Genomic DNA, 17,928 nt, shown 5'->3' with positions numbered 1-17,928 from the left:
GTGGCACCAGAGCGCATTGAACGGCGATTGGCACCCCCATTCAAGGATTGTCCGCTCCCGACCATGGATTCTTGGTTACGTGATTGGCTGGCAGTTCCCCAGGATTGGTCTCCGTGACGCGCACGAAGATCGTCCGATCCAGCTCACCATATCGATCACGTCGCCGACTTGCCAGGACCGCACGTTCAGGGCATTTCGCTGTAGATCTGTCGGGTGCTCCGGCGCAATCTCTCCCCGTCCAGGCTGCTTCGTTACTCCCGTCTGGTCGGCCGCAACGTGCCGTTGATCGAAGGACCTCGTGGCCCACCAACCCGATAAGCCCGCATCCGGGTCATCGCTGGCCTGCCTCTCCAGGAGACCATCGATATAGTCGGCAAGGCCATCATTGTTGTCCGAATGCGCTTCATGCGCGGCGTTGCGTAGACGCACGCTCAGGAACCTCAATCCCGAAATTTTGCCGCCGCTCCACATCGTGTCGATCTGCAATATGGACGCGTCGTAGTCGGATGTGTCCATATCCACAGCCAAACCGGCGATCGTTGCATGGCCGATGATGACGCGCTGCACGGGATGGCGCTGCGCCACGGTCGATGCGCTATCGCGGATAGCGTCCATCCGCGCTTTTTGCTGCAGCACGCGCTGACTGTGGCCGATCGTCTCTCGCAGCGAGCGTTGCGCCGCTGCCGCCGGACGATTGTCTGCAAAATCCACCTCCCGCGTGGTGCGCCTGTCAGGTCCGGACCGCATCCGATCCGCGGGGTTGGTTTTCACGCAGCGGCGATTGCAACAGAGGTTACATCTCGTTTCATCCCACCGACGACATTAATACTTTGATACTAGCCGGAGCCGGAGCCGAAGTCGAAGTCCAACCAATAGTGCGGATGTCCCTGGGGTGCAACGCGGCAGGAACACACGCAAGGCGACCGGCGCGGTGTCGCTGCGCATGCCGGCTGCGCATCGGATCCGGCACTCAGGCCGCGCCATCCCGGTTGGGAATCTCCAGCCCTTTCGCCACCGCCGGACGCGCCACGAAGCCCTCCAGCGCCCGCGTCACATGCGGGAAATCGGCGATGCCGACCAGATTCCCGGCCTCGTAAAACCCGATCAGGTTACGCACCCACGGGAAGATCGCGATATCGGCAATGGTGTACGTATCTCCCATGATCCACGTGCGCTTCTCCAGCCGTTCATTGAGCACGCCGAGCAGACGCTTCGATTCGGCCACATAGCGGTCGCGCGGCCGCTTATCATCGTAATCCTTGCCCGCGAATTTGTGGAAGAAGCCGAGCTGGCCGAACATCGGTCCGATACCGCCCATCTGGAACATCACCCACTGGATCGTCTCGTAGCGCCCCGCGGCGTCGGGCGGCAGGAACTGGCCGCTCTTCTCGGCCAGGTAAATCAGGATCGCGCCCGACTCGAACAGTGCCAGCGGTTTGCCGTCCGGGCCATTCGGATCGATGATGGCGGGGATCTTGTTGTTCGGGTTGAGCGACATGAATTCCGGCGACAGCTGGTCGTTGTGATCGAAGCGCACCAGGTGCGGCTCGTAGGCCAGTGCGGTTTCTTCCAGCATGATGGAGACCTTCACGCCGTTCGGCGTCGGCAGCGAATAGAGCTGAATGCGCTCGGGGTGCCGGGCCGGCCATTTTTTCGTGATCGGGAATGTCGACAGGTCGTTCATGGCAGTATCCTTTAAGGCGTGGCAAAGTGGTCCGACAACATAGCAGAAATTTCAAGTTTGCTGTTTTTGCGCCCTGCCCGCGCCAGGCGATGGCCAGCGCCGCCGCCAGCAGCACGGCGGCGAGCGCAAACGTCCTGCGCATGCCGGCCGCCACCGCGTCGGGCGGGGCCGTGGCGGCCGCCGAGCCGAACGCAAACACTGCGCCCATGAGCGACGCACCGGTGACCAGCCCCAGATTACGCGCCAGATTGAGCATGCCCGATACCACGCCGCGCTGATCGGCGCCTGCATCGGCCATCAGCGCCGTGTTGTTCGCCGCCTGGAACAGCGCATACCCGATCGTGATGACGACCAGCGGCCCAAGGTAGCCTGGCACGCCCGTCGATGCCGGCAGCGCCGCCAATGGCAGCGTCCCGGCCAGCATCAGCGTCAACCCGGCGATGGTGATGCCCCGAGTGCCGGCGCGGTCCACGATCCGCCCCGCCGGCATGCCGCACAGCGCCGATACCAGCGGCCCCGCCGCCAACACCATGCCGACGGCGGCCGGCGCCAGGGCGAGTGCGCGTGCCAGATAGAACGGCCCCACGATCAGCGTCGCCATCATCACCGTCGACACCAGCGTCGTGGTGCCAAGGCGCGCACCGAGGAGCCGGTCGCGCAGCAGCGCCAGGGGAATCAGCGGCGACGCGGCCCTCGATTCGGCCAGCATGAACAGGCCCGCTCCCACCGCTGCGGCGAGCAGCAAGCCCAGATTGACTGCCCCGAACCTGCCGCCGCCCGCCGTCATGGCCAGCACGTACGCACCGAGCGTCACCGCCAGCAGGAGCGTGCCCGCATGATCGAACACCGCCGGCCGCCGTACGTCCCCGGGCAGCGCGCGATACGCCAGCAGCAAGGTGAGTATCCCCAGCGGCACATTGATGAAGAACAGCGCGCGCCAGCCAACCGCCGCGATCAGCAAGCCGCCGAGCGAGGGCCCGAGGGCGGTGCCGATGGCGGACATGGTTCCCAGCAGCCCCATCACGCTTCCGGTGCCGTCTTTTGGCGCGGCTTCGGTGGCGAAGCTCATTGTCAGCGCCATCATCAGCGCCGCGCCCAGTCCCTGCAGCGCGCGTGCGGCGATCAGCCAGGGTAGCGCGGTCGCCATGCCGCACAGGGCCGACGCCACCGTGAACAGGCCGATACCGGCCAGCAGCAGCCGGCGCCGGCCCGCCAGGTCGCCGAGCCGTCCGGCGCCGACAATGACGGTGGTAATCGCCAGCAGGTAGGCCAGCACGACCCACTGCACCTGCGCGAACGTGGCCCCGAACGCCTGCGCGAGCGTCGGCAAGCCCACGTTGGCAATGCTGGTGCCGAGTGACGACAGCAGCATCGACAACGACAGGACGGCCAGCGTCCAGCGCCGCCGTGCGGCCGGCTGCGGGCTCACTGAAGCAGCCATACCGCTTCCATCGCCGGAAAACGGCCCTTGAAGCCGCCGGCCACGTCGGCTTTGGTCAGCAAGGTCAACGCATATGCGTGGCCGTAGCGCTGCCGGACTTCGTCATCGCCGATGGAAAACGGCGGCCCGTCCATCAGGGACTGGTCGTACTGGTAGCAAATGAGCAGTTGCGGCGCCCGCCGTGCCAGTTGCGTCAGATGGGTGGCGTACCGGGCGCGCATCGCTTGCGGCAGCGCGACGAAAGCCGCGCGGTCGTACACCGCGTCCACGGGGCCGAGCGTCTCGCCATCCAGGCAAAAAATATCGCCGACAAAAATATCGATGTTCCGCGCGCGGTAGTGAAGCAGTTCTCCTGCCTGATGCACCTCTGGCGTCAGGCCCAGATCGGCAAACAGCTGGTCGACGGCGATCTGGCTTAGTTCGGCGCCCGCCACGCGAAAGCCCTCGGACAGCAGCCAGTGCAGATCGAGCGACTTGCCGCACAAAGGCACGAACACCCGGCTGCCCGGGGGCAGTTCCAGTCGGCCGATATGCGCCACCATGAGCGGATTGGCCGCCCGCGCATGAAAACCGATTTCGTTGATTGCCCACTTGCGATGCCAAAACTCCCTGTCCATATCTGTCCTTGTCTGATCATGCCGAGCGTCGGCACCCACACCCAGTCTAGCCGCCTGGACAACATGGCGGAAGACGCACGGCTTGCACTATATCGTTGCGCCTGACGCCACTCTGCCACACCATAAATAGACAAAAACTATCGACCCCATATTTATAATTGCGTATACACATCGCGAAGATTTCCTTATTGTTTAGACACATTTACAAAAAAAGGAATCAAAATGATTAACACAACCCAGCTGCGGACTTCCGGAGAACGTCGCGCGGCACGCTCGGCAGTGGCATTCGCCATTGCCGCACTGTTCTCCCCCTTCACCTCGGCGGCGCCGCAGCTCACCCGCGACAACGGCGCCCCGGTTGGCGACAACCAGAACTCGCAAACGGCCGGCCAGAACGGCCCGACCCTGCTGCAAGACGTTCACCTGCTGCAAAAACTGCAGCGTTTCGACCGCGAGAAGATTCCTGACCGTGTCGTGCATGCGCGCGGTACCGGTGCCCACGGCGTCTTCGTCGCCAGCGGCGATGTGTCGGGGTTGACCCGGGCCAAGGTATTTGCAAAAGGAACGGAAACACCGGTATTCGTGCGCTTCTCGACGGTGATCCACGGCAGCCACTCGCCCGAAACCCTGCGCGACCCGCGCGGTTTTGCCACCAAGTTCTACACCAGCGAAGGCAACTGGGATCTGGTCGGCAATAATCTGCCGATTTTCTTCATCCGCGACGCCGTCAAGTTCCCGGACATGGTTCATTCGCTCAAGCCTGCGCCCGAGACCAATGTGCAAGACCCGAACCGTTTCTTCGATTTCTTCTCGCACCAGCCGGAATCGACCCACATGCTGACCCAGGTGTACTCCGACCTCGGCACGCCGAAAGGCTACCGCTTCATGGACGGCAACAGCGTGCATGCTTATAAATTTGTTAATGCCGCCGGCACAGTCAACTACGTCAAATTCCACTGGAAATCGCTGCAGGGCATCCAGAGCCTGACCGGCCCCGAAGCATCGGCCGTGCAGGGCAAGGATTTCAACCACGCCAGCAACGACCTGATCAACGCCATCAAGCGCAAGGAATTTCCGCGCTGGGAACTGTACGTGCAGGTGCTCAAGCCGTCCGAACTGGGCAGGTTCGACTTCGATGCGCTCGACGCCACCAAAATCTGGACTGGCGTGCCGGAAACCAAGCTCGGCACGATGACCCTGAACCGCAACCCGGCCAACATCTTCCAGGAAACCGAGCAAAGCGCCTTTGCGCCATCGAACCTGGTGCCCGGCATCGAGCCGTCCGAAGACAAGCTGCTGCAAGGCCGCGTGTTTTCCTACGCCGACACCCAGATGTACCGCCTCGGCCCCAATGCCCTGCAATTGCCGATCAACCAGCCGCGCGTGGCGGCAGTCAATCACCATCAGGATGGTGCGATGAATGCCGGCAAGCGCACCGGCAATATCAACTACGAACCGAGCCGCCAGTCCCCGCTGGCGGTCAATGCCGACTTCAAGCCGAGCCAGCTTCCCCTCTCGGGCAGCACGGTGCAGCAGCGCATCACCAAGACGCTGAACTTCCGCCAGGCGGGCGAGTTCTACCGCTCCTTGCCTGCGCAGCAGCAGAAAAACCTGGTCGCCAACCTGGCCGGCGATCTTGGCCAGGTCAAGGATGAGGAAGTGCGCTACACGATGCTGTCGCACTTCTACAAGGCCGATGCCGCCTACGGAACGGCGCTCGCCGCCGCGCTGGGCGACAAGGTCGCGCAGGTTGCCTCGCGCGCCGCGGCCCTGGCCGACTGATGAGAAAGCGGCCGCCTGCGGGCGGTCGCTTGGGAGACTGCCATGAAATACCTGATCACAATTGCCGCGCTCGCCATGGCGCAGCTCGTGCACGCGGCCCCACCCGACCCGGCGCGCCTGGCCGAACAGCTCAAAGGCTATTACTTCGACGCGGCCCGGCGTGGCGATGTCGCGATGCTCAAGGAATTCACCAGCGCGGCCTACGACCTGAACACGCGCGACGAGAAAGGCTACACGGGGCTGATCCTGGCCGCCTACCATGGCCACGGCGCAGCGGTGGACCTGCTCATTGGCGCCGGCGCCGACCCGTGCGCGGGCGACAAGCGTGGCAACACGGCGCTGATGGGAGCGATTTTCAAAGGCGAGCTGCGCATTGCGCGCCGCCTGGCCGATACCGCGTGCCAGCCGAACCAGCGCAATCATGCCGGGCAGACGGCGGCAATGTACGCGGCCTTGTTCCAGCGCAGCGAGATCCTGCAAGCGCTGGTCGAGCGCGGTGCGGACATGAAAGCGGCCGATGGCGCGGGCAACACCCCCGCCAGCCTCGCCCGCGGCGAATTCCGGCAGGCACAGCGCCAACCCTGACAGCGGGGCGGCGAACGCCGGGGCGCCGCAGCGGCAGAAACTGCGTCCGGTCGCCGTACTCACATGGCGCGCTACGCACCCGGTCGCGCCATATTCGTGCGGCCGACGCCACACCAGAAGCGAATTGCGTTATCGTAAACGCATGTCTCTGCCCGACCTGAACCTGCTCATTACCCTTGACGTCTTGCTTGCCGAAGGCAGCGTCGCCCGTGCGGCGCGCCGTTTGCGCCTCAGTCCCTCGGCCATGAGCCGCGCACTGGCCCGTTTGCGCGACGCCACGGGTGACCCGCTGCTGGTGCGCGCCGGGCGCGGCCTGGTGCCCACGCCGCGCGCCATCGCACTGCGCGAACAGGTCAGCCAGCTGGTGCATGACAGCGTCGCCGTGCTGCGCCCCGTCGACAAGCTCGATCTGCCACAGCTCGCACGCACCTTCACGATCCGCACGCGCGAAGGCTTTGTCGAAAATTTCGGCGCGGAACTCATCACGCGACTGCGCGCCGATGCGCCCGGCGTGCGCCTGCGTTTTTTGCCCAAGCCGGACAAGGACAGCGCGGGTTTGCGCGACGGCAGCATCGACCTCGAAACGGGCGTCATCGGCAAGTCCACCGGCCCGGAAGTGCGCACCCAGGCCCTGTTCCGTGACCGTTTCGTCGGCGTGGTGCGTGCCGGCCATGCCTTGACCGAAGGCGATATCACACCGTCGCGCTATGCGGCGGGCGAACACATCGGCATAGCGCGCGAGGGCATGGAAAATAGCCCGGTCGATGACGCCTTGCTGCCGCTGGCCCTGGAACGCACGGTCGTCACCACGGCTGCCGGCTTTTCCCAGGCGCTGGCGCTGGCATGGGGAAGCGACCTGGTCGCCACTGTCCCGGAACGGCACACCGGCCGGCTGCGCAGCGGCATGCACAGCTTCGCCCTGCCCTTCCCCGTGCCCGAATTCACCGTCTCGATGCTCTGGCATCCCCGGCTCGACGCCGATCCCGCCCACCGCTGGCTGCGCACTCATGTGCGGGCGGTCTGCGGCGTGCAGCGCTAGCTGCGGGCGGACGGCCCCTATCCCTGTTCCTGCCCGCTACGTCGGACATGCATGACCTTGATGAGCGACGCACTTACCCCGCCGCGTGATCGCGTACCGTCCGGCTGTCCTTCCGTCCATCGTCTATCATCTACCCGTCCGTCGTCTATCGTCCACCCGTCCTCGAAGCGCCGATCTGAGAATGGCGCGGTCGACGTCGTGAGGATTCATCGGCGCAGTGGAAAGTGTTCCTCCCGATGAATGAGCCAATTCCCAGCTCCGGTGCCTCGGATCGTTGTGGTGAACTTCGATGTGATGCATTCCCTCTTCCGCCTGGCCGAGCCCAACCGTATCGATGTCGTCGTCTTCGAGATCGTACTCATTTTCTATGCCCAGCATCCGCTCGTCGTGCGAAAACAAATGATTGCGCGGATGCCGGTCGACATACACCACCGGTCCATCGTCGTGCTCCTGCCTTACGCGTCCCGACGACATGGCCGGCTGGCCCTCCAGGTTCAACCCGTGTTCCTGGAAATACATCGTCGGCGGGCGCGGCGGCTCTGACGTATTGAATCGCCTGTTTTGCGGAGATACGGTATGCAGCATTGGAGCCAGGCTCTGCACCTGCTCCGTCACGCGCGGCACATCCGCGCGCGGTAGGCTTCCCAGTTCCGGAAAACCGTGGAAACCGTACGGGGCCCCGGACCCGAAAGCCAGCGGCAAAGGCGTCATCGCCGCCGTCCTCGCGTACAGATCGCTCTCGGCAGCTTCGGCTTCGGCTCGGGTGGCAAAACTGCGTTCTGAAATCAAGGTGGACCGCCACCTCGCCTGCACACCGTTTCCGACGCTAACCACTGCGCACTGCGCGACACCCTCTGCGGCGCAAGGCGCCACCCGCCCCTGCCTTTCGCGCTGCGCGGCAACCCGCGATCTATCGTCGGCAAGCGCCTGGAAAGCCTTCAGCTGATTCACGCGGGGATTATTGTTCGCGAGCTCCAGCAACTTGAGCTGAGCGGCCGCGTTCGAACTTTCCCGCTGCGAGTGGGGTACCGCGAATCGGGAATCATCCCGCTTTTGAAGCGCGGCATTCACAGTCCGGTTTTCGCCCTCTCCAGCCTTGTGCGTCTTTACATGCATGAGTTCACCTCGCGGCAGCACCAGCGTTTTTAGATTGTCATCGGCATTTACTCGGCGTCATTGTATCAGCGCGCCGGTCGGTGTAAACCCGTTCATCCCGCGTTCACGGATCTTCGCCCCGGTCCGGAACGCTCGCCCGACGATTGTGTAAAAGCCAACTCGCTCCAGGTGATAGCCGCCTATACAGCGGGACAGGCGGCCTGAATCCACGATGTAGTTTCTTCAACACGACACCACGCCAAATAATTATATAAGCGCTTATATAATTAATGCTAAGATACCTGCATGAAACAAGGACTCGGAACTCAATTGCGGCACCTGATCGAACTGCTCGATGGCGCCGTCCTGCAAGCCTATATGGACGCGGGCCTGGATTACCGGCCGCGCTACACGCCGGTGATTCGGGTACTGGCCCAGCAGCAGAGCGCCACCATCGGCCAGCTGGCCGAACTGGCGGGCATCACGCAGCCGGCGGCGACGCAAACGGTGGCATTGATGAAGAAGGAAGGCTTGCTGCTCGTGGTTGCCGGCGGCGAGGATGGCAGGCAGCGCGTGGTGCGCCTGAGCCCGCAGGGCGAGCTGCTGCTGCCCCGCCTGCAAGCGTGCTGGCAGGCGACCAAGCGCGCGGCCGACGGCCTCGATGCGGAACTTGCATTTCCCTTGTCGGCGTGCCTGGCGCAAGCCATCGCCGTCCTTGAGCAGCGCCCCTTCGGTGAGCGAATCCGTGAGGCAAGCAAAAAGCTACAATCAACCACCTGACGAAAGCGATGATGGAACATACTCTGAGCGCACCAACGAACAAACCTTCCCTGGCTTCGCGACTGATGGCTAACGCCGTGGTCCGGATTGTGCTCGGCATGGTCCTGACCTTTGCCGCGGTCCCGCTGACAATGATCATCGCCTCCACACTGGTGGACAAGCCGTACCGCATGGTCTGGCCGCAGATATTGGCCGCCGTGCTGGTGTGGTTCGGCTACCGTTTCTATGTCCGCCGTATCGAAAAACGCCAGCCGACCGAGCTGGCGATGCCCGGCATGGCGCGCGAACTCGGTAGCGGCCTGCTGCTCGGCGCCGCACTGGTGGCGCTCACCTTCGCCGTGCTGGCGGCGCTGGGCGCCTACCGGTTCGGCGGCATCAACGCTCCAGGCATCATGATGCTGCTACCGCTGGCCGAGCTGGTGCTCGTTGGCATGGCCGAGGAGATGATGTTTCGCGGCGTGGTATTCGGCGTGACCGAACGTTCGCTGGGCGCCAAACCCGCCATCGTGATCTCGGCGCTGGTGTTCAGCCTGGCCCACCTGCCCAATGAAGGAGCCTCGGTGCTGGCGGTCGCCGTGATCGCTTCGTATGGCGTGCTGCAGGCCGCGCTCTACATGAAGACGCGCCGCCTGTGGGTCTGCATCGGAACCCACATCGCGTGGAACTACTGCGTCAGCCAGGTATTCTCGTCGACCGTGTCGGGCCATGCAGCCACCGGCGGCCTGCTGCGCGGCGAGCTTGTCGGCAACACCATGCTGACCGGCGGCGCATTCGGCGTGGAAGGCTCGCTCATTACCCTGTTGCTGATTGCGGCCGCCAGCGCATTCTGCCTGCGACGGGCCTTTGCCAGCCGGGACTGATTTCTGGTCCTGGGCGCTGCGGCCGGCGAGCACGAAAAAAACCGCCGGCGCATCGCGCGGGCGGGCTGCTGTTTGCTGAGCGGCGCCAGCTTAACGCAGGTTCAGCGCCTCGGCCAGCGACCACTTGAGCGGTGTTCCGCTGGCATCGGTGATGGTGGTCAGGTCGCCGATGATACGGCCTTGCATGGTGTCCGGCAGGCGCACGAAGTTGGCATTGCCGACAATCGCGTCACCATTCGCGAAACCCCAGGCGAAGAACTTCAGGGCGGCAATCGTCTTTTCAGGATTGTTGGTCGCTTGCGGCGCAACGATGAAGGTGCCCGACGTGATCGGCCAGGTGGCCGGACCGACGCGGTCGGTCAGCATTTCTTCATACTTGGCCTGGGCAACCCATGGGCTGTTCAGCAGCGCGGCCGTAAACCCATCCGCGCCCGGCGCAACAACCTTGCCGTCGCGGTTTTTCAGGCGCGTGTAGGTCAGCTTGTCCTGCATCACGTATTGATAATCCACGTAGGCAATCGCCCCCGGGGTCTGCTTGAGCGCGTTGACCGCACCGTTGCTGCCGCTCACCTGAGTGACGCCATTCGCCCAGGCGACCGTGAAGTTGCGGCCGTAAGCCTGCTTCCACGCCGGGCTGACCTTGCTCAGATAGTCGCTGAAGTTGTAAGTACTGCCCGAACCGTCCTGGCGCGCGATCACGGCGATGGCCAGGTCCGGCAATGCCACGCCAGGATTGGCGGCGGTCAGCTTGGGATCGTTCCATTTGGTGATCTTGCGCGAGAAAATGTCGGCCAGCAGTTCGCCGGTCAGTTGCACTTCGCCGCGCTTGAGGCCGGGAAGATTAACTACCGGTACCACACCCGAGACGGCACTCGGGAAGCAGATCAACTTGCCTGCCTTGAGATCGGCCTGGGATGGTGCGATGTCGGTGGCGCCAAATTCAACGGTTTTGGCCTTGGCTTGCTTGAGACCTTCGCTCGAACCGCTCGGTTGATAAGTGAGCTTGACGTTCTGCGACTTGCCGTAGACGTCGGCGAGTTTGACGTACAGCGGCTGCGCGGCGGACGAGCCGGCACCGCTGATATCGATGGCGTGGGCCGCGAATGCGGAGAGAAGCAGTGTCAGGGTGACAGTAGTTTTTACAGCAGAGAACATAAATCCCAGGGGTCTTAAAGTAATCGGAACCGCGCCGGCTGCAGGGCAACCAGGAAACGAACAACCGACGATGATAGCAGGACTACAACATTGCGGCAATGCGTGTAAATACGTAGTTTGGGCCTAAATGTGGAGAATTTCTTCTATTTGCTGACAACTTATGGTCGTTGCATACGATTCATTCTTTATGCATGGACATCGCTCGGGCTTCAGCGCAGTTGGCCTGCTGCTGTTACAATCCCGCCATGCGTCGCCTGTTGATTATTCTCTTGCTGTTTGTCTTCCCGCTCCAGGTGAGCTGGGCGGCGGCGAGCGCCTATTGCGGGCACGAACCTGCCGCGACCGTCGCGCATCCGGGCCATCATCAGCATGCGCCGGACAACCACGCCGACCCGGACGACTCTCCCTTCGGTTTCGACATTGACTGCGGCGACTGCCATTTCACCAGTGTTGGCATCACTGGCACCTCAGGCGATGGCAACGTGCCGCCGCCTACCTCGTACGCCGATGCAGCCGACGCGGCTTGCCTGGCGACGCTGCGGCCGGCCCGCCCCGAACGTCCCAAATGGCAACGCGCCGCCTGATCCGGCTGCCGCTGTCGCTTTCCTGATATCCGCTTAGCGCGGTTCATCACTGCCGTAAACCACACGCACACCGCTAGCGCGCCTGGCCGGATTCCCTTGTCTTATTAACCAGGAGAATTCGATGTACAAACTCGTCTTGCCGCTGGCTATTGCCGCGGCCTTGCCCTGCCATACGCAGGCCCAGCACATGACCACCCCCGCATTGAACGGGGCGTCAGCAGTTACCCAACAGAACCCAGGTTCGTCATTGAGCTCCGGATTGCGGAACCCGGCGCTTGACGCCGCCGAGCGCCGTCCCGGTGCGGGTACGACGGAGCAACCATCGCCGGATCTGCCGAACGACGTCGGCATTCAACCGGCACCAGCGAACGCCAGGCGGGCGTCCGCCGGCGCCGCGAACATGGCCGCTCCTTTGTCCGTCCCCGCTCCTTTGTCGCTGGCGGCCGCGCTGTCCCGCGTTCTGCAAGCGAACACCGACCTGCGCGCGGGCGTCCTGGAAATCGACGCCCAGTCCGGCGCCGTCATGCAGGCCGGTGTCGCCCCCAACCCCGAACTGGCCACCCTGATCGAAGATGCGCGCGAATCGACCCGGACCACGACGGTCCAGCTGAACGTGCCGATCGAACTCGGTGGCAAGCGCACGGCGCGCGTCAACGCCGCCCAGCTCGGGCAGGACGCAGCCGGCGCCGACCTGGCCGTCAAGCGCAACGCCGTGCTTGCCTCCACCCGCGCCGCCTTCCACGACCTGCTCGCCGCACAGCAGCGGCAGCACATCGCCGGCGAATCGCTCACCCTCGCCAACGGCGCGCTCGCTGTCGCGGCCAAGCGCGTCCTGGCCGGCAAGAACTCGCCGGTCGATGAAACGCGCGCCCGCATTGCCGCTTCCAGCGTCAAGGTCGACCTGGCCCAGGCAGCAGGCGAACTGGCGGGGGCAAAAAACCGCCTTGCCGCGCTCTGGGGCGGGACCGGGCGCGATATCGGCCGTGCGGAGGGCCACCTCGACCGGCTGCCGGCGCAACCTTCCCTGCCCCATCTCATGGAGCAACTCAAGGCCGCGCCGGCGTTGCGGCTTGCGCAGACCGAACTGGCGCGCCGCCAGGCCCTGTCGCAGCTCGAACGTGCCGGCCGGGTGCCTGACGTTACCCTCAGCATCGGCGCCAAGCGCGACCAGCAAGCGGGCCGCAACCAGGCTGTTTTTGGCCTGGCCATTCCCCTGCCGCTGTTCGACCGCAACCAGGGCAAGCTGCACGAAGCCCTGCAACGCAGCGAAAAAGCCCGCGCCGAACTAGATGGCGCCCGCGCGCGTCTGACCAACGAACTGGCGCAGGCCCACGAAGCGCTGACCGTCGCCCGTGAACAGGCCCAACTGCTGAACGACGACATCCTGCCCGGTGCGCAAAGCGCCTACGAGGCTGCCCGTACCGGTTTCGAGTACGGCAAGTTCAATTTCATTGATGTCATCGACGCTCAGCGCACCTTGCTGCAAGCCCGCACCCAGTACCTGCGCGCCCTGGCGGACGCCCACCGCGCCGCCGCCGACATCGACAGCATCCTCGGCGCCCCCGGCGCCACCCAGACAGTGGAGTAATGCATGAAATATCCTTTCGACAAAAATCAGACCATCGTGATGATCGTCGCCCTGCTCATCGGCGCCGTACTGGCCGTCCTGATCGTGGCGCGCAAGCCCGGCCAGGCGCAGCACGACGACCATGACGAACATGGCGGACACGCGGACAGCGCCCAGGTCGACCACGGCGGCAAGCCGCACCAGGAAGACGCCGTCCCCGCGCGCGGCCCCCACGGCGGCAAGCTGTTCGTCAGCCAGGGCTACGGCCTGGAGGTTACTATCTTGGACCACAGCACCGGTCCGCAGTTCCGGCTTTATACCTACCAGGATGGCAAACCGCTCGACCCCTCGGCCACCAAGGCCCAGCTGACCCTGGAACGCCTGGGACGCTCGCCGCAAACCATCCGCTTCGCGCGCGAGGAAGATTACTTGCGCGGCGACGCCATCGTCGGCGAGCCGCATTCCTTCAAGGTCGCCGTTGCGGCCCAGTCCGGCGGTAAGTCCTACCGTTTCGCCTACGATCAGGTCGAGGCGCGGGTGACGATGTCGGAAACGCAAACGGCGCAGAACGGCATCGATGTGCACACCGCCGGCCCGGCGCGCATCAAGAGCGTGCTGAAGCTCAACGGCGAAATTCAGCTCAACGCCGACCGCACGGTGCACGTGGCCCCGCGCCTGGCCGGCATGGTCGAGTCGGTCAGCGCGAACGCGGGCCAGACCGTGCGCAAGGGCCAGGTGCTGGCTGTGCTGTCAAGCCAGGCACTGGCGGGCGAACGCAGCGCCTTGCTGGCGGCACAGCAGCGCCTGGCGCTGGCGCGCAGCGTGTTCGAGCGCGAACGCACGCTGTGGCAACAGAAAATCACGGCGGAACAGGATTATCAGCAAGCCCGCGCCACCCTGCAGGAAGCCGAGATCGCCACACAAAGCGCGCGCCAGAAGCTCGACGCGCTCGGCGTCGGCGCCGGCAGCCTGAAACAACTGGCGCGCTATGAAGTGCGCGCGCCGATCGATGGCGTGATCACCCAGAAAACCGTGGCCGCCGGAGAATCGGTGAAGGAGGAAGCCAGCCTGTTCGTGGTGGCCGACATGTCGACCGTCTGGGCCGAGCTCTCCGTGAGCGCGCGCGACCTCGAAACCATCCGCCAGGGCCAGAGCGCGACCGTGCGCGCGGGCGCCGCCGACACGGTGGCCAGCGGCACCATTTCCTACGTCAGCGCCCTGGTCGGCGAGCAGACGCGCGCCGCCAAAGCCCGCGTGGTCTTGTCCAATCCCAAGGGCGTGTGGCGGCCCGGCCTGCCGGTCACCGTGGATGTGGTCGCCGCCGAGGTCACCGTGCCGGTCGCGGTGCTGGTCGAAGCGGTCCAGAATGTGAATGAATTGCCTTCCGTGTTCGGCCGCTACGGCGACCATTTCGAAGCACGCCCGCTGGTGCTCGGGCGCAGCGATGGCGAGTCGGTCGAGGTCGTCAGCGGCCTGCTGCCCGGTGAAAAATATGCGGCAAAGAACAGCTTCCTGATCAAGGCCGACCTCGGCAAAGCCGGCGCCAGCCACGACCATTAAGGAGCCGCCATGTTCGATACCCTCATTCGCTTTTCCATCGAACGGCGCTGGCTGGTGCTGATGCTGGCCGCTTTCGTGGCCGTGTTCGGCGTCTACAGCTACCGCCAGTTGCCGATCGACGCCGTGCCCGATATCACCAACGTCCAGGTCCAGGTCAATACTGCCCTGCCCGGCTATTCGCCGCTGGAAGCCGAACAGCGCATTACGTTTCCTATCGAAACGGCGATGGCTGGTTTGCCGCATCTGGAACAGACCCGTTCGCTCTCGCGCTACGGCCTGTCGCAGGTGACGGTGATCTTCAAGGATGGCACCGACATCTATTTCGCGCGCCAGCTCGTCAACGAACGCTTGCAGCAAGTGCGCGCCAGCCTGCCCGACGGCGCTTCGCCCGCCATGGGACCGATGTCGACCGGCCTGGGCGAAATTTATATGTGGACCGTGGAAGCCAAGCCCGGCGCGCTCAAAACCGACGGCACACCCTACGATTCCACCGACTTGCGCCAGATCCAGGACTGGATCGTCAAGCCGCAACTGCGCAACGTCCCCGGCGTGACGGAGATCAATACCATCGGCGGTTACGCCAGGGAATTGCACGTCGCGCCGAACCCGGGCCAGATGGTGGCCCACGGGCTGTCGCTGGCCGATATCGTCGAGGCGCTCGAACGCAATAACAGCAATGTCGGCGCAGGCTATATCGAGCGCGGCGGCGAGCAATACCTGGTGCGCGTGCCGGGCCAGGTTGGCTCGGCCGAGGATATCGGCGGCATCATCCTGCGCTCCAGCCAGGGCGTGCCGCTGCACATCCGCGACGTGGCCGAGGTCGGCGTGGGCAAGGAATTGCGCACCGGGGCCGCCTCCGAAAACGGCCAGGAAGTCGTGCTCGGCACCGTGTTCATGCTGATCGGCGAAAACAGCCGGGCGGTGTCGGCCGCGGTCGACAAGAAACTGGGCGAGATCAACCGCACCCTGCCGCCGGGCGTCCTGGCCCGCACCGTCTACGACCGCACCGACCTGGTCGACAAGGCTATCGGCACCGTGCGCCAGAACCTGCTCGAAGGCGCGGCGCTGGTCGTCATCGTGCTGTTCGTATTCCTCGGCAATATCCGCGCGGCGCTGATCACGGCGCTGGTGATTCCCCTGGCCATGCTGGCCACCTTCAGCGGCATGGTCGCCAACGGCGTCAGCGCCAACCTGATGAGCTTGGGTGCGCTCGACTTCGGCATCATCATCGACGGCGCCGTGGTCATCGTGGAAAACTGCGTGCGGCGCCTGGCGCACGCCCAGGCCGCCGCCGGACGCCCGCTCACGCGCGAGGAACGCTTGCGCGAAGTGTTCGCCGCCGCCGGCGAAGCGCGCCGTCCGCTGCTATTCGGCCAGCTCATCATCATGGTGGTGTACCTGCCGATCTTCGCCCTCACCGGGGTCGAGGGCAAGATGTTCCATCCGATGGCGTTCACGGTCGTGGCCGCGCTAGTGGCGGCGATGGTGCTGTCGGTCACGTTCATCCCGGCCGCCGTGGCGCTGATGATCGGCAACAAGGTCAGCGAGCACGACAGCCGGATCATGGGCTGGGCCCGCCGTGCGTACCTGCCGTTGCTGCGCTTGTCGAATGCCAACAAGGGACCGGTGATCGTGATCGCCGGCGTGGCGATCGCCCTGTCGGCGCTGCTGGCCACGCGCCTGGGCAGCGAATTCGTGCCCAGCCTCAATGAAGGGGACATCACCATGCACGCGCTGCGCATTCCGGGCACGAGTTTGTCGCAGGCGGTCCAGATGCAGCTCGCGCTCGAACGCACCATCAAGCAGTTTCCCGAGGTCGATACGGTGTTTTCCAAGATGGGCACGGCGGAAATTGCCAGCGATCCGATGCCGCCGAGCGTGGCCGATACCTTCATCATGCTCAAACCCGTGGCCGAGTGGCCCAAGCCGGCGCGCAGCAGGGAACAGTTTCTCGCCGCGCTGGAACAGGCGGTCGGCAAGGTGCCGGGCAATAACTACGAGTTCACCCAGCCGATCCAGATGCGCTTTAACGAGTTGCTGTCGGGCGTGCGCAGCGATGTGGCGATCAAGGTATTCGGGGACGACAGCGAGGTCATGGGCCGTAGCGCCGACCAGATTGCCGCCGTGCTGGAAACCATCCCGGGCGCGGCCGACGTCAAGGTCGAGCAGACCACAGGCTTGCCGATGCTCACGATCCGCATCGACCGGGCGCGCACCGCGCGCGTTGGCGTCAACGTTGGCGACGTGCAGCAGACCATCGCCACCGCCATTGGCGGGGCCAGCGCCGGTTCGCTGTTCGAGGGCGACCGCCGGGTCGACATCGTGGTGCGGCTGCCGGAAGCGTTGCGCGCCGATCTGGAAGCCATCCGGCGCCTGCCGATCCGTGTGGCTGTGCGCGAAGGCAACCAGGCGGCCGCTTACGTGCCGCTGGGCGACGTGGCGCAGCTGGACATGAGCCCCGGGCCGAACCAGGTCAGCCGCGAAAACGGCAAGCGGCTGGTGGTCGTCACGGCCAATGTGCGCGGGCGCGATATCGGTTCGTTCGTGGCCGATGCCGGGGCGGCGATTGGCCAGCAGGTCAAGATTCCGCCGGGGTACTGGATTACCTGGGGCGGGACGTTCGAACAGCTGCAATCGGCCACCAGCCGGCTGCAATTGGTGGTGCCGGCCACGCTGGCGTTGGTATTCATGCTGCTGTTCGTCATGTTCGGGAATGTGCGCGATGGACTGCTGGTGTTTACCGGCGTGCCGTTCGCGCTGACGGGCGGCATCGTGGCGCTGTGGATGCGCGGCATTCCGCTGTCGATTTCGGCGGCGGTCGGGTTCATCGCCTTGTCCGGCGTGGCGGTGCTCAACGGGCTGGTGATGATTTCCTTCATCCGCGGTTTGCGCGCGGAAGGCATGCCGCTGGCGCAAGCGGTGGAAAGCGGTGCGATGACGCGCTTGCGGCCGGTCTTGATGACGGCGCTGGTGGCCTCGCTGGGCTTCGTGCCGATGGCGCTGGCGACCGGTACGGGTGCTGAAGTGCAGCGTCCGCTGGCGACCGTGGTCATCGGCGGGGTGTTGTCGTCCACCCTGCTGACCTTGCTGGTGCTGCCGCTGCTGTATCAATGGGCGCACCGGCGCGATGCGAAATAAAGGCGAGGGATAGCTTCTGGCCTGATATTCTCCACAAGCAA

General features: G+C 64.6%; 14 protein-coding genes and 1 pseudogene. 9 read left to right on the top strand and 6 right to left on the bottom strand.

Annotated elements, in window-relative coordinates:
- Positions 1-75 precede the first annotated feature (75 nt).
- The 4 genes and pseudogenes from CR152_RS23640 to tmpT all read right to left on the bottom strand — a co-directional run bounded on the left by CR152_RS23640 (position 76) and on the right by tmpT (position 3,781).
- Complete coding sequence (locus CR152_RS23640) at positions 76-771, bottom strand: hypothetical protein (protein WP_157778695.1); 696 nt, start codon at positions 769-771, stop codon at positions 76-78.
- A 199-nt stretch (positions 772-970) separates the two neighbouring features.
- Positions 971-1,684 carry a glutathione binding-like protein gene (locus CR152_RS23635; RefSeq protein ID WP_099879078.1) on the bottom strand — a complete coding sequence of 238 codons (714 nt, stop codon included), beginning with the start codon at positions 1,682-1,684 and terminating at the stop codon, positions 971-973.
- Positions 1,685-1,913: 229 nt separating this feature from the next.
- Positions 1,914-3,125: pseudogene (locus CR152_RS23630) on the bottom strand (MFS transporter); the annotation flags it as partial.
- On the bottom strand, positions 3,110-3,781 hold the full coding sequence (gene tmpT, locus CR152_RS23625) for a thiopurine S-methyltransferase (RefSeq protein WP_229413557.1): 672 nt from the start codon (positions 3,779-3,781) through the stop codon (positions 3,110-3,112). The pseudogene CR152_RS23630 and the gene tmpT, both read right to left, overlap by 16 nt.
- Before the next feature lie 183 nt (positions 3,782-3,964).
- Between tmpT and CR152_RS23620 the strand changes: the two genes are divergently transcribed.
- The 3 genes from CR152_RS23620 to CR152_RS23610 all read left to right on the top strand — a co-directional run bounded on the left by CR152_RS23620 (position 3,965) and on the right by CR152_RS23610 (position 7,148).
- The gene (locus CR152_RS23620) at positions 3,965-5,524 is read left to right on the top strand and encodes a catalase (RefSeq protein WP_099879074.1); all 1,560 of its coding nucleotides are present in this window, start codon (positions 3,965-3,967) and stop codon (positions 5,522-5,524) included.
- 42 nt (positions 5,525-5,566) lie between these two features.
- A complete protein-coding gene (locus tag CR152_RS23615) occupies positions 5,567-6,109 on the top strand; it encodes an ankyrin repeat domain-containing protein (RefSeq protein ID WP_099879072.1) in 543 nt (180 codons plus the stop codon).
- A 142-nt stretch (positions 6,110-6,251) separates the two neighbouring features.
- A complete protein-coding gene (locus CR152_RS23610; RefSeq protein WP_099879070.1) occupies positions 6,252-7,148 on the top strand; it encodes a LysR family transcriptional regulator in 897 nt (298 codons plus the stop codon).
- A 126-nt stretch (positions 7,149-7,274) separates the two neighbouring features.
- Here CR152_RS23610 and CR152_RS23605 read toward each other — a convergent pair whose 3' ends face one another.
- Positions 7,275-8,264 carry a hypothetical protein gene (locus tag CR152_RS23605; protein WP_099879068.1) on the bottom strand — a complete coding sequence of 330 codons (990 nt, stop codon included), beginning with the start codon at positions 8,262-8,264 and terminating at the stop codon, positions 7,275-7,277.
- Between the two features lie 285 nt (positions 8,265-8,549).
- On the opposite strand from CR152_RS23605, the gene CR152_RS23600 reads away from it, so the two are divergent.
- Complete coding sequence (locus CR152_RS23600; protein WP_099879066.1) at positions 8,550-9,023, top strand: MarR family winged helix-turn-helix transcriptional regulator; 474 nt, start codon at positions 8,550-8,552, stop codon at positions 9,021-9,023.
- An 8-nt stretch (positions 9,024-9,031) separates the two neighbouring features.
- Positions 9,032-9,883, top strand: a complete 852-nt coding sequence (locus CR152_RS23595; RefSeq protein ID WP_229413545.1) for a CPBP family intramembrane glutamic endopeptidase — start codon at positions 9,032-9,034, stop codon at positions 9,881-9,883.
- Positions 9,884-9,973: 90 nt separating this feature from the next.
- Here the strand turns inward: CR152_RS23595 and pstS are convergent, their stop codons facing one another.
- The gene (gene pstS / locus CR152_RS23590) at positions 9,974-11,038 is read right to left on the bottom strand and encodes a phosphate ABC transporter substrate-binding protein PstS (protein WP_099879064.1); all 1,065 of its coding nucleotides are present in this window, start codon (positions 11,036-11,038) and stop codon (positions 9,974-9,976) included.
- Positions 11,039-11,283: 245 nt separating this feature from the next.
- On the opposite strand from pstS, the gene CR152_RS23585 reads away from it, so the two are divergent.
- From CR152_RS23585 to CR152_RS23570, 4 genes are all read left to right on the top strand, one after another.
- Positions 11,284-11,622 carry a cobalt-zinc-cadmium resistance protein gene (locus CR152_RS23585; protein WP_157778694.1) on the top strand — a complete coding sequence of 113 codons (339 nt, stop codon included), beginning with the start codon at positions 11,284-11,286 and terminating at the stop codon, positions 11,620-11,622.
- Positions 11,623-11,743: 121 nt separating this feature from the next.
- On the top strand, positions 11,744-13,210 hold the full coding sequence (locus CR152_RS23580) for a TolC family protein (RefSeq protein ID WP_208640183.1): 1,467 nt from the start codon (positions 11,744-11,746) through the stop codon (positions 13,208-13,210).
- A gap of 3 nt (positions 13,211-13,213) precedes the next feature.
- Positions 13,214-14,749, top strand: a complete 1,536-nt coding sequence (locus CR152_RS23575; RefSeq protein ID WP_099879061.1) for an efflux RND transporter periplasmic adaptor subunit — start codon at positions 13,214-13,216, stop codon at positions 14,747-14,749.
- 9 nt (positions 14,750-14,758) lie between these two features.
- On the top strand, positions 14,759-17,887 hold the full coding sequence (locus CR152_RS23570; RefSeq protein WP_099879059.1) for an efflux RND transporter permease subunit: 3,129 nt from the start codon (positions 14,759-14,761) through the stop codon (positions 17,885-17,887).
- The last annotated feature ends 41 nt before the right edge of the window (positions 17,888-17,928 follow it).

Origin of the sequence: Massilia violaceinigra (assembly GCF_002752675.1) — a bacterium.
Lineage (GTDB): Bacteria > Pseudomonadota > Gammaproteobacteria > Burkholderiales > Burkholderiaceae_D > Telluria_A > Telluria_A violaceinigra.
The sequence above is the reverse complement of the archived record's forward strand: the minus strand, read 5'-3'. Positions and strand labels throughout refer to the sequence as shown.

Coding starts and splice junctions, on each gene's coding strand:
- pstS (WP_099879064.1), bottom strand. CDS start 11,038: ATGTTCTCTGCTGTAAAAACTACTGTCACCCTGACACTGCTTCTCTCC.
- CR152_RS23635 (WP_099879078.1), bottom strand. CDS start 1,684: ATGAACGACCTGTCGACATTCCCGATCACGAAAAAATGGCCGGCCCGG.
- CR152_RS23585 (WP_157778694.1), top strand. CDS start 11,284: ATGCGTCGCCTGTTGATTATTCTCTTGCTGTTTGTCTTCCCGCTCCAG.
- CR152_RS23605 (WP_099879068.1), bottom strand. CDS start 8,264: ATGCATGTAAAGACGCACAAGGCTGGAGAGGGCGAAAACCGGACTGTG.
- CR152_RS23595 (WP_229413545.1), top strand. CDS start 9,032: ATGATGGAACATACTCTGAGCGCACCAACGAACAAACCTTCCCTGGCT.
- CR152_RS23600 (WP_099879066.1), top strand. CDS start 8,550: ATGAAACAAGGACTCGGAACTCAATTGCGGCACCTGATCGAACTGCTC.
- CR152_RS23580 (WP_208640183.1), top strand. CDS start 11,744: ATGTACAAACTCGTCTTGCCGCTGGCTATTGCCGCGGCCTTGCCCTGC.
- CR152_RS23620 (WP_099879074.1), top strand. CDS start 3,965: ATGATTAACACAACCCAGCTGCGGACTTCCGGAGAACGTCGCGCGGCA.
- CR152_RS23575 (WP_099879061.1), top strand. CDS start 13,214: ATGAAATATCCTTTCGACAAAAATCAGACCATCGTGATGATCGTCGCC.
- CR152_RS23570 (WP_099879059.1), top strand. CDS start 14,759: ATGTTCGATACCCTCATTCGCTTTTCCATCGAACGGCGCTGGCTGGTG.
- CR152_RS23615 (WP_099879072.1), top strand. CDS start 5,567: ATGAAATACCTGATCACAATTGCCGCGCTCGCCATGGCGCAGCTCGTG.
- CR152_RS23610 (WP_099879070.1), top strand. CDS start 6,252: ATGTCTCTGCCCGACCTGAACCTGCTCATTACCCTTGACGTCTTGCTT.